Annotated in this window: 6 protein-coding genes; all 6 read left to right on the top strand. The window is 68.6% G+C overall.

What is annotated here, in order from left to right:
- Positions 1–22 precede the first annotated feature (22 nt).
- The 6 genes from ag85A (at position 23) to A5732_RS14505 (ending at position 12430) form a co-directional block, all read left to right on the top strand.
- Positions 23–1066, top strand: a complete 1044-nt coding sequence (gene ag85A / locus A5732_RS14480; RefSeq protein WP_076055872.1) for a diacylglycerol acyltransferase/mycolyltransferase Ag85A — start codon at positions 23–25, stop codon at positions 1064–1066.
- A 161-nt stretch (positions 1067–1227) separates the two neighbouring features.
- Complete coding sequence (locus tag A5732_RS14485; protein ID WP_065073871.1) at positions 1228–2130, top strand: esterase family protein; 903 nt, start codon at positions 1228–1230, stop codon at positions 2128–2130.
- A 111-nt stretch (positions 2131–2241) separates the two neighbouring features.
- Positions 2242–3252 carry a carboxylesterase Culp6 gene (gene culp6 / locus A5732_RS14490; protein ID WP_076055661.1) on the top strand — a complete coding sequence of 337 codons (1011 nt, stop codon included), beginning with the start codon at positions 2242–2244 and terminating at the stop codon, positions 3250–3252.
- A gap of 325 nt (positions 3253–3577) precedes the next feature.
- Positions 3578–5476, top strand: coding sequence for a long-chain-fatty-acid--AMP ligase FadD32 (gene fadD32, locus A5732_RS14495; RefSeq protein WP_076102575.1), 1899 nt, complete (start codon positions 3578–3580; stop codon positions 5474–5476).
- 97 nt (positions 5477–5573) lie between these two features.
- Positions 5574–10856 (top strand): polyketide synthase Pks13, encoded by a 5283-nt coding sequence (gene pks13, locus A5732_RS14500; protein WP_171975026.1) that lies wholly within the window; start codon positions 5574–5576, stop codon positions 10854–10856.
- A gap of 8 nt (positions 10857–10864) precedes the next feature.
- Positions 10865–12430, top strand: a complete 1566-nt coding sequence (locus A5732_RS14505; protein ID WP_142256610.1) for an acyl-CoA carboxylase subunit beta — start codon at positions 10865–10867, stop codon at positions 12428–12430.
- Positions 12431–12494: the final 64 nt, after the last annotated feature.

Here is a 12494-nt window from a genome sequence, read left to right on the forward strand (position 1 = left end):
CAAGAAGGATGAGGAAGCAAGGATGACGCTTGTCGACAGATTGCGCGGCGCCGTGGCGGGTATGCCGCGCCGGCTCGTTGTGGCGGCCGCTGGTGCGGCCTTGCTCTCGGGCCTGATTGGCGCCGTCGGAGGCTCGGCGACCGCCGGGGCCTTCTCGCGCCCGGGTCTGCCGGTGGAGTACCTGCAGGTTCCTTCCGCCGCAATGGGCCGCGACATCAAGATCCAGTTCCAAAGCGGTGGCGCGAACTCGCCTGCGTTGTACCTGCTCGACGGTATGCGGGCGCAGGATGACTTCAACGGCTGGGACATCAACACCCCGGCGTTCGAGTGGTACAACCAGTCGGGCATCTCGACCGTCATGCCCGTGGGCGGCCAGTCCAGCTTCTACTCCGACTGGTACAAGCCCGCCTGCGGTAAGGCCGGCTGCACCACCTACAAGTGGGAGACCTTCCTGACCAGCGAGCTGCCCTCGTACCTGGAGAGCCAGAAGCAGGTCAAGTCGACCGGCAGCGCGGTGGTCGGCCTGTCGATGGCCGGTTCGTCCGCGCTGATCCTGGCCGCCTACCACCCGCAGCAGTTCGTGTACGCCGGCTCGCTGTCGGCGCTGCTGGACCCGTCACAGGGCATGGGCCCGTCGCTGATCGGCCTGGCAATGGGCGACGCCGGTGGCTACAAGGCCGCCGACATGTGGGGCCCCAAGGAGGACCCGGCCTGGGCCCGCAACGACCCGTCGCTGCAGGTCGGCAAGCTGGTCGCCAACAACACCCGAATCTGGATCTACTGCGGTAACGGCAAGCCGTCCGACCTGGGTGGCGACAACCTGCCCGCCAAGTTCCTCGAGGGCTTCGTGCGGACCAGCAACCTGAAGTTCCAGGACGCCTACAAAGCCGCCGGCGGTAACAACGCGGTGTGGAACTTCGACGCCAACGGCACCCACGACTGGCCCTACTGGGGCGCGCAGCTGCAGGCGATGAAGCCTGAACTGCAGTCGGTGCTGGGCGCCACACCGGGTGCGGGTCCGGCCACGGCCGCGGCCACCAACGCCGGTAACGGCCAGGGCACCTAAACACGCCAAGCAGTACGACTAGCGGCGGGAATCCTTCGGGATTTCCGCCGCTAGTCGTTTGCGGCGTGTGTGACTTGTTTCACTACCCGGCGCGCGGGGGAACTACGGCCCTGGCTAATGTGCTTTCAGCGACTACACGATGGAGGGTGGACATGACGGTCGTGCGGGGTATGTCGGCGCTTTTCCGGGTGTTCTGCGTAGCCGTGCTGGCCGTCGGGTTGGCCTTCGCGCTGCAGACCGCCACAACCGTCGGCAAAGCCAGGGCGGCGGGCTACGAAAGCCTGATGGTTCCGTCCGCGGCGATGGGCCGCGACATTCCGGTGGCCTTCATGGCCGGTGGCCCGCACGCGGTCTACCTGCTCGACGCCTTCAACGCGGCCCCGGACGTGAGCAACTGGGTCACCGCCGGTAACGCGATGAACACGCTCGGCGGCAAGGGCATCTCGGTGGTGGCCCCGGCCGGCGGTGCGTGGAGCATGTACACCAACTGGGAGCAGGACGGCAGCAAGCAGTGGGACACCTTCCTGTCCAGCGAGCTGCCCGACTGGCTGGCCGCCAACAAGGGCCTCGCGCCCGGCGGTCACGCCGCCGTCGGTGCCTCGCAAGGTGGCTACGGCGCGATGGCGCTGGCCGCCTTCCACCCCGACCGGTTCGGCATGGCCGGTTCGCTGTCCGGCTTCCTCTACCCCTCGAGCACCAACTACAACGGCGCGATCCTGGCCGGCTTGCAGCAGTTCGGTGGCGTCGACGGGAACGGCATGTGGGGAGCCCCGCAGCTGGGCCGGTGGAAGTGGCACGACCCGTACGTGCACGCCTCGCTGCTGGCGCAGAACAACACCCGGGTGTGGGTGTGGAGCCCGACCAACATGGGCGGCGACGACGCCGCGATGATCGGCCAGGCCGGCGCGGCGATGGGCAGTTCGCGGGAGTTCTATCAGCAGTACCGCAGCAACGGTGGACACAACGGCCACTTCGACTTCCCCGGCGGTGGTGGCAACGACTGGGGCTCGTGGTCGGGGCAGCTCGGCGCGATGTCGGGCGACATCGTCGGCGCCATCCGCTAGCCAGTCGCTGCCCGGCTGGCCCACTCGGCCGAGCCGGTACCGTGTAGGGGGTGCAGCGGGGGTCGGGAGGACCGCGTAGCTGCGATCCACCGACTCTGCTGGCAGGAGAACATGGCTACAAGCGCGCGGCGTAAGCGCCAACGCACCCTCGCGTGGATCGCCGCTTTGTCGGTCGCGGCCGTCGTCTTCCTGGGCATCCTGGCCGCCGTGACCTTGCTGCGCGGCCACAACTCGGAGCCCAGCGCGGTGCCGCCCGGGGTCCTGCCCCCGACGTCGACGTCGACGCACCCGCACAAGCCGCGACCCGCTTCTCAGGACGCGTCGTGCCCGGACGTGTTTCTGGTCAACGTTCCCGGGACGTGGGAGTCCGCCCTGCAGGACGACCCCGCCAGCCCCGTGCAATTCCCCAACGCGCTGCTGCACAAGGCGACCGCGACCCTCACCGAGCAGTTCCCGTCGTCGCGGCTGCAGTCGTACACCACGCCGTACACCGCGCAGTTCCACAATCCGCTCAGCGGCGACACGCAGATGTCCTACAACGCGAGCCGGGCCGAGGGCACCCGCGCGACGGTGCAGGCGATGACCGACATGAACACCAAGTGCCCGCTGACCAGTTACGTGCTGATGGGCTTCTCGCAGGGCGCGGTGATCATGGGCGACATCGCCAGCGATATCGGCAACGGCCGCGGACCCGTCGACGACGACCTGGTGCTGGGTGTGACGTTGATCGCGGACGGTCGTCGCCAGATGGGCGTCGGCAACGACATCGGACCCAACCCGCCGGGGCAGGGCGCCGAGGTGACGTTGCACGAGGTGCCCATCCTGTCCGGGATGGGTCTGACCATGACCGGCGCGCGCCCCGGCGGCTTCGGCGACCTCAACGGCAAGACCAACGAGATCTGCGCGCCGGGCGACCTGATCTGCGCCGCTCCGGAGGAGGCGTTCAGCATCGCCAACCTGCCGACCACGTTGAACACCTTGGCCGGCGGCGCCGGTCAGCCGGTCCACGCGCTGTACGCCACGACGCAGTGCTGGAGCATCGACGGGGCACCCGCGACCGACTGGACGCTCAACTGGGCTCACGGTCTGATCGCAAATGCGCCACAACCGAAACACGGATGACCGGGGCGGTGGGACACAAGCGTTTGGAAGCGGTTGCCGATGACGATCAGCGGTACCTTGTGATTTGGTCTGCCGTAGGCAGCCCCGTAACATTAAGAGGAATTTAAGAGCTATCGGACCTTTGTCGCGCACCCGGTTCGGGGTCGATGCCGGCTGGGGCTGGCACATCACCGGCGTTCCCCAGCGGGTGCGGTGCGGGGTCCGGTGTGCGCGTAGACATGTAACCGTCGGCCGAGCCGGCTGCAAAACGAAGTTGTCGGCGGAGCCGACCTAGGAACAACGCGTCGGCCGAGCCGACCGAAAACAGGTGCGACAGGAGAGCGGCATGGTGTACCACAACCCGTTCATCGTGAATGGAAAGATCAAGTTCCCGGACAACACGAACTTGGTCAAGCACGTTGAGAAATGGGCGAAGGTTCGCGGCGACAAGCTCGCCTACCGGTTCCTGGACTTCTCCACCGAGCGCGACGGCGTCGCCTGCGACATCTCCTGGTCGGAGTTCAGCGCCCGCAACCGCGCCGTGGGCGCCCGGCTGCAGCAAGTCACGCAGCCCGAGGACCGCATCGCCGTGCTCTGCCCGCAGAACCTGAACTACCTCGTCGCGCTCTTCGGCGCGCTGTACGCCGGCCGGATCGCGGTGCCGCTGTTCGACCCGAGCGAGCCGGGCCACGTCGGCCGCCTGCACGCCGTGCTCGACGACTGCACCCCGTCGACGATCCTGACCACCACCGAGGCCGCCGAGGGCGTCCGCAAGTTCATCCGCGCCCGTTCGGCCAAGGAGCGCCCCCGCGTAATCGCCGTCGACGCGGTGCCCAACGAGGTCGCGTCGACCTGGGAGCCGCCGGAGGCCACCGAAAACACCATCGCCTACCTGCAGTACACCTCCGGCTCCACCCGCACCCCGACCGGCGTGGCGATCACCCACCTGAACCTGCCCACCAACGTGCTGCAGGTGCTCAACGGCCTGGAAGGCAAGGAGGCCGACCGCGGCCTGTCCTGGCTGCCGTTCTTCCACGACATGGGGCTGATCACCGCGCTGCTGTCACCGGTGATCGGTCACAACTTCACCTTCATGACCCCGGCCGCCTTCGTGCGCCGGCCCGGCCGGTGGATCCGCGAGATGGCGCGCAAGCCCGAGGACGCCCCGGACTGCGAGGTCATCACCGTCGCGCCGAACTTCGCCTTCGAGCACGCCGCCGTGCGCGGCGTGCCCAAGGAGGGCGAGCCGCCGCTGGACCTGAGCAACGTCAAGGCGATCCTGAACGGCAGCGAGCCGGTCTCGCCGGCCTCGATGCGCAAGTTCTACGACGCGTTCTCGCCCTACGGCCTGCGGGAGACCGCGATCAAGCCGTCCTACGGCCTGGCCGAGGCGACGCTGTTCGTCTCCACCACGCCGATGGACGAGGCGCCCACCGTCATCCACGTCGACCGTGACGAGCTGAACAAGCAGCGCTTCGTCGAGGTGCCCGCCGATTCGCCGAAGGCCGTTCCGCAGGTTTCCGCCGGCATCATCGGCGTGGACGAGTGGGCCGTCATCGTCGACCCGGAGACCGCCAGCGAGCTGCCCGACGGTCAGATCGGCGAGATCTGGCTGCACGGCAACAACCTGGGCATCGGCTACTGGGGCAAGGAAGAAGAGACCAACGACGTCTTCCGCAACATCCTCAAGTCGCGGATCAGCCAGTCCCACGCCGAGGGCGCCCCCGACGACGGCATGTGGGTCAAGACCGGCGACTACGGCACCTACCACAAGGGCCACCTCTACATCGCGGGCCGCATCAAGGACCTGGTCATCATCGACGGCCGCAACCACTACCCGCAGGACCTCGAATACTCGGCGCAAGAAGCCAGCAAGGCGCTGCGCACCGGTTACGTCGCCGCCTTCTCGGTGCCGGCCAACCAGCTGCCGAAGGAAGTGTTCGACAACCCGCACGCCGGCATCAAGTACGACCCCGACGACGGCTCCGAGCAGCTGGTGATCGTCGCCGAGCGCGCCGCCGGCTCGCACAAGCTCGACTACCAGCCCATCGCCGACGACATCCGGGCCGCGATCGCGGTGCGCCACGGCGTCACGGTGCGCGACCTGCTGCTGGTGCAGTCGGGAACGATCCCGCGTACCTCCAGCGGCAAGATCGGGCACCGCGCCTGCCGTGCGGCTTATCTCGACGGCAGTCTGCGAAGCGGCGTCGGTTCGCCGACGGCCTTCGCCAGCTCCACTGACTGAATCCCTGAGGACCATGGCTGACACTGAGCACCCCGAAAACCACACCCCGGGCCCTGACGGGGAGGTGCCCGCCACACGGCCTGCCAAGGGGACCGACATGACCGTCCCCGAGATGCGCCAGTGGCTGCGCAACTGGGTGGGCCGCGCCGTCGGGAAATCGCCCGACGACATCGACGAGTCGGTGCCGATGGTCGAGCTGGGCCTGGCGTCGCGGGACGCCGTGGCGATGGCCGCCGACATCGAGGACATGACCGGTGTCACCCTGTCCGTCGCGGTGGCCTTCCAGCATCCGACGATCGAATCGCTGGCCACCCGCATCATCGAGGGCGAGCCCGAGGTGGCCGACGACGAGCTCGACGGCGCCGACTGGACCCGCACCGGCCCGGCCGAGCGTGTCGACATCGCGATCGTGGGTCTGTCGACCCGGCTGCCCGGCGACATGAACTCCCCGGACGAAACCTGGGCGGCGCTGATGGAGGGCCGCGACGCCATCACCGATCTGCCCGAGGGGCGCTGGTCGGAGTTCCTCGAGGAGCCGCGCATCGCCCAGCGCGTGGGCACCGCCCGCACCCGCGGCGGCTACCTGAAGGACATCAAGGGCTTCGACTCCGAGTTCTTCGCGGTCGCCAAGACCGAGGCCGACAATATCGACCCGCAGCAGCGGATGGCGCTGGAGCTCACCTGGGAGGCGCTCGAGCACGCGCGGATTCCGGCGTCGAGCCTGCGCGGCGAGGCCGTCGGCGTGTACGTCGGCTTCTCCAACAACGACTACCAATTCCTGGCGGTGTCCGACCCCACCGTCGCGCACCCCTATGCGATCACCGGAACGGCCAGCTCGATCATCGCCAACCGGGTGTCCTACTTCTACGACTTCCGCGGCCCGTCGGTGGCGCTGGACACCGCCTGCTCGAGCTCGCTGGTGGCGACGCATCAGGCGGTGCAGGCGCTGCGCAACGGTGAATGCGACGTCGCGGTCGCCGGTGGCGTCAACGCGCTGCTCACGCCGCTGGTGACGCTCGGTTTCGACGAGATCGGCGCCGTGCTGGCCCCCGACGGCCGGATCAAGTCGTTCTCGTCGGACGCCGACGGCTACACCCGTTCCGAGGGCGGCGGCATGTTCGTGCTCAAGCGGGTCGACGACGCCCGCCGCGACGGCGACCAGATCCTGGCCGTCATCGCCGGCAGCGCGGTCAACCACGACGGCCGGTCCAACGGCTTGATCGCCCCCAACCAGGACGCCCAGGCCGAGGTGCTGCGCCGGGCCTACAAGGACGCGGGCATCGACCCGCGCACCGTCGACTACATCGAGGCGCACGGCACCGGCACCGTCCTGGGTGACCCGATCGAGGCCGAGGCGCTGGGCCGCATCGTCGGGCGGGGCCGCCCCGCCGACCGTCCGGCGCTGCTGGGTGCGGTGAAAACCAATGTGGGACACCTGGAGTCGGCCGCGGGCGCGGCGAGCCTGGCCAAGGTGGTGCTGGCGCTGCAGCACGACAAGCTGCCGCCGTCGATCAACTTCGCCGGCCCCAGCCCGTACATCGACTTCGACGGCATGCGCCTGAAAGTCATTGACAATGCCAGTGATTGGCCGCGCTACGGCGGCTACGCGCTGGCCGGGGTGTCCAGCTTCGGCTTCGGTGGCGCCAACGCGCACCTGGTGGTGCGCGAGGTGCTGCCCCGCGACGTCATCGAGCGCGAGGCCGAGCCGCAGGCTCAAGTCATTGCACCGGCGGATGCGGGCGAGGAACCGGCCGAGGCGCCCACGCTGGAGAGCCACTCGCTTCGGTTCGACGACTTCGGCAATATCATCCCCGACGCGTCGGAGGCCGAGGAGCCGGAGTACGAGCTTCCGGGCGTGACCGACGAGGCACTGCGCCTCAAAGAGATCGCGCTGGAAGAGCTTGCCGCACAAGAGGAGTCGGAGCCGACCAGGACGCTGATCCCGCTCGCGGTGTCCGCTTTCCTGACCTCGCGCAAGAAGTCCGCGGCCGCCGAGCTCGCGGACTGGATGGAAAGCCCGGAGGGGCAGGCGTCGTCGCTGGAATCCATCGGCCGGGCGCTGTCGCGGCGCAACCACGGCCGCTCGCGTGCGGTGGTGCTGGCCCACGACCACGAGGAGGCCATCAAGGGCCTGCGTGCGATCGCCGAGGGCAAGCAGCGGCCCAACGTGTTCAGCACCGACGGGCCGGTGACCAGCGGCCCGGTGTGGGCGATGGCCGGTTTCGGTGCGCAGCACCGCAAGATGGGCAAGAGCCTGTACCTGCGCAACGAGGTCTTCGCCGAGTGGATCGAGAAGGTCGACGCGCTGATCCAGGACGAGCGCGGCTACTCGGTGCTCGAGATGATCCTCGACGACTCGGTCGACTACGGGATCGAAACCAGCAACGTCGTCATCTTCGCGATCCAGATCGCGCTGGGCGAGCTGCTCAAGCACCACGGCGCCAAACCCGCTGCGGTGGTTGGGCAATCGCTCGGTGAGCCCGCGTCGGCGTACTTCGCCGGCGGCCTGTCGCTGGCGGACGCGGCCCGCGTGATCGCGTCGCGCTCGCACCTGATGGGTGAGGGCGAGTCGATGCTGTTCGGCGAGTACATCCGGTTCATGGCGCTCGTCGAGTACTCCGCCGACGAGCTCAAGACGGTGTTCGGCGACTTCCCCGGCCTGGAGGTGTGCGTCTACGCCGCGCCCAGCCAGACCGTGATCGGGGGCCCGCCGGACCAGATCGACGCGATCGTCGCCCGCGCGGAGGCCGAGGGTCGCTTCGCCCGCAAGCTGCAGACCAAGGGCGCGGGCCACACGTCGCAGATGGACCCGCTGCTCGGTGAGTTCTCCGCCGAGCTGCAGGGGATCCACCCGCTGAGCCCGACGGTCGGGATCTTCTCGACGGTGCACGAAGGCACCTACATCAAGCCCGGCGGCGAGCCGGTGCACGATGTCGACTACTGGGTCAAGGGCATGCGGCACTCGGTGTACTTCACCCACGGGGTGCGCAACGCCGTCGACAGCGGCCACACCACCTTCCTGGAGCTCGCACCCAACCCGGTGGCGCTGATGCAGATCGGCCTGACCACCGCGGCCGCGGGTCTGCATGACGCCCAACTGATTCCGACGCTGGCCCGCAAGCAGGACGACGTCGAGTCGATGATCTCGGCGATGGCCCAGCTCTACGTCCACGGTCACGACCTGGACATCCGCACGCTGTTCAGCCGTGCGCAGGGGCCCGAGGATTACGCGAACATCCCGCCGACCCGGTTCAAGCGCAAAGAGCACTGGCTGGACGTGCACTTCTCCGGCGACGGCTCGGTGATCATGCCGGGGACCCACGTCGCGTTGCCGGACGGCCGCCACGTCTGGGAGTACGCGCCGCGCAACGGCGAGACCGATCTGGCCGCGCTGGTGAAATCCGCTGCGACGCAGGTTCTTTCGGATGCCCAGTTGGTGGCCTCCGAGCAGCGCGCGGTGCCCGGCGCGGGCGCCAGGCTGGTGACGACGATGACCCGGCACCCCGGTGGCGCCGCGGTGCAGGTGCACGCCCGCATCGACGAGTCCTTCACGCTGGTCTACGACGCGCTGGTGTCGCGGGCCGGTCAGAGCGTGGCCGCGTTGCCCACCGCGGTGGGCGCCGGTGCGGCCATCGCCGCCCCGACCACGACCGCCGCGGTCGAGGCGCCCGCCGCGCCAACCGAGGAGACCGACGCCGAGACGCTGTCGGACAGCCTGACCAACCGCTACCTGCCGTCCACCGTGGGCCGCTGGACACCGGATTCCGGCGAGACCATCGGCGAGCGGCTGGGCCTGATCGTCTCGGCGGCCATGGGTTACGAGCCCGAGGACCTGCCGTGGGAGGTGCCGCTGATCGAGCTCGGCCTGGACTCGTTGATGGCGGTGCGGATCAAGAACCGCGTCGAATACGACTTCGACCTGCCGCCAATCCAATTGACGGCCGTGCGCGACGCCAACCTCTACGCCGTCGAGAAGCTGATCGAGTACGCGATCGAGCACCGCGACGAGGTCGAGCAGCTGCACGAGCACCAGAAGACGCTGACGCCCGAGGAGATCGCCAAAGAGCAGGCGCAGTTGCTCAGCGGGGCAACGCCGGCGTCGGCCGCCGCACCCGCGCCGGACCCGCAGGCCGAGCCCGAGACTCAGCCGGCGCCGCCGTCTTCGGACGAGACCATCCCGCCGCCGCCGACGGATCCGTCCGGCCCGAAGGGCGCGGCGACCAACGGCGCGAAGCCGGATCTCGCGGGGGCGCTCAGCCAGGAGGCGGTGTCCAAGGCGCTGAATTCCGATGTGCCGCCGCGTGATGCGGCCGAGCGGGTCACCTTCGCCACCTGGGCGATCGTCACGGGCAAGTCGCCGGGCGGCATCTTCAACCCGCTGCCCAAGCTCGACGGGGACACCGCGGCCAAGATGGCGCAGCGGCTCTCCGAGCGCGCCGAGGGCGCCATCACCGCCGAGGACGTCCTGACGTCGGACACCATCGAGGCGCTGGCCGAGAAGGTCCGCCAGTACCTGGAGGCCGGGCAGATCGACGGCTTCGTCCGCACCCTGCGGGCGCGCCCCGAGGGCAGCTCGAAACCCGCGGTGTTCGTGTTCCATCCCGCCGGCGGTTCGACCGTGGTCTACGAGCCGCTGCTGAACCGGTTGCCCGCGGACACCCCGATGTACGGGTTCGAGCGCGTGGAGGGCACCGTCCAGGAACGCGCCGCCCAGTACGTGCCGAAGCTGTTGGAGATGAACGCGGGCAAGCCCTTCATCCTGGCCGGGTGGTCGCTCGGCGGCGCGCTGGCCTACGCCTGCGCGATCGGTCTGAAGCGCGCGGGCGAAGACGTGCGCTTCGTCGGGATGATCGACACCGTGCGCGCCGGCGAGGAGATCCCGCAGACGCAGGAGGAGACCCGCAAGCGCTGGGACCGGTACGCGAAGTTCGCCGAGCGCACCTTCAACGTCGAGATTCCCGCGATCCCCTACGAGCAGCTCGAAGAGCTCGACGACGAGGGCCAGGTGAAGTTCGTGCTGGACATCGTCCAGCAGAGCGGCGTGCAGATCCCGGGCGGCATCGTCGAGCACCAGCGGACGTCCTACCTGGACAACCGGGCGCTCGAGACCGTTCAGATCGAGCCGTACGACGGCCACGTGACCCTGTACATGGCCGATCGCTACCACGACGACGTCATCGAGTTCGAGCCGCGATATGCGGTCCGCAAGCCCGACGGCGGCTGGGGCGAGTACGTGGCCGATCTGGAGGTGGTGCCGATCGGTGGCGAGCACATCCAGGCCATCGACGAACCGATCATCGGCAAGGTCGGTGCTCACCTTTCCGACGTGCTGAATAAGGTGGAGGCCGAAACCAGTCAGACGAGTGAGGTAGGCAAGTAGTGACGGAGATGGCGCCCGCCCCCATCCAGCACACCACCGCCGAGAAGCTGGCCGAGCTCCGAGCTCGCCTGGAACTGGCCAAGGAGCCCGGCGGTGAGAAAGCCGCCGCCAAGCGCGACAAGAAGGGCATCCCGAGCGCCCGCGCGCGGGTGCACGCTCTGGTCGACCCGGGCACCTTCCTGGAAGTCGGGGCGCTTGCCAAAACGCCGAACGACCCGAACGCGCTCTACGGTGACGGCTGCATTACCGGCCACGCCATGATCGACGGCCGTCCGGTCGGGGTGTTCTCCCACGATCAGACGGTGTTCCAGGGCACGGTCGGCGAGATGTTCGGCCGCAAGGTCGCCCGTCTGATGGAGTGGTGCGCGATGGTCGGCTGCCCGATCATCGGCATCCAGGACTCGGGTGGCGCCCGCATCCAGGACGCGGTCACCTCGCTGGCGTGGTACGCCGAGCTGGGCCGCCGCCACGAGGCGCTGTCCGGGCTGGTGCCGCAGATCTCCCTGATCTTCGGCAAATGCGCTGGGGGAGCGGTGTATTCGCCGATCCAGGACGACCTGCTGGTCTCGGTGCGCGACCAGGGCTACTTCTTCGTCACCGGCCCCGACGTGATCCGGGAAGTCACCGGCGAAGACGTCACCCTCGACGAGCTCGGTGGCTCGGACGCGCAGGCCCGCTACGGCAACATCCACCAGGTGGTGAACTCCGAGGCCGAGGCGTTCCAGTACGTGCGCGACTTCCTGTCGTTCCTGCCGTCGAGCGCCGTCAGCGAGCCGCCGATCGTCAACCCGGGCCTGGAGCCGGAGACGACCCCGACCGATCTGGAGCTCGACACGATCGTGCCGGACTCGGACAACATGGCCTACGACATGCACGAGATCCTGTTGCGGATCTTCGACGACGGCGACTTCCTCGAGGTCGCCGCGCAGCACGGGCCGGCCATCATCACCGGGTACGCCCGCGTCGACGGACGCCCGGTGGGCGTGATCGCCAACCAGCCCATGCACCTGTCGGGGTCGATCGACAACGAGGCCTCCGACAAGGCGGCGCGATTCATCCGGTTCTGCGACGCGTTCAACATCCCGCTGGTCTTCGTGGTGGATACGCCGGGCTTCCTGCCGGGCGCCGAGCAGGAGAAGAACGGCATCATCAAGCGCGGCGGCCGGTTCCTGTACTCGGTCGTCGAGGCCGACGTGCCGAAGGTGACCATCACGGTCCGCAAGTCCTACGGCGGCGCCTACGCCGTGATGGGGTCCAGGCAGCTGACCGCCGACTTCAACTTCGCCTGGCCGACCGCGCGCATCGCGGTGATCGCCGCCGAGGGGGCCGCGCAGCTGTTGATGAAGCGGTTCCCCGACCCCACTACGCCCGAGGCGCAGCAGATCAAGAAGGACTTCATCGAGGGCTACAACCTCAACATGGCCATCCCGTGGACCGCCGCCGAGCGCGGCTTCATCGACGCGGTTATCGACCCGCACGAGACCAGGCTGCTGCTGCGCAAGTCGATGAAGCTGCTGCGGGAGAAGCAACTGTGGTTCCGCACGGCGCGTAAGCACGGGCTCATCCCGATCTAGAGATTGGCGGCGGCTGTCCGGGCAATAGGCGACTTCGAAAAGTGCTAGCGCATCCGCTATCACG

The organism is Mycobacterium colombiense (assembly GCF_001953985.1).
GTDB classification, from domain to species: Bacteria; Actinomycetota; Actinomycetes; order Mycobacteriales; family Mycobacteriaceae; genus Mycobacterium; species Mycobacterium colombiense_B.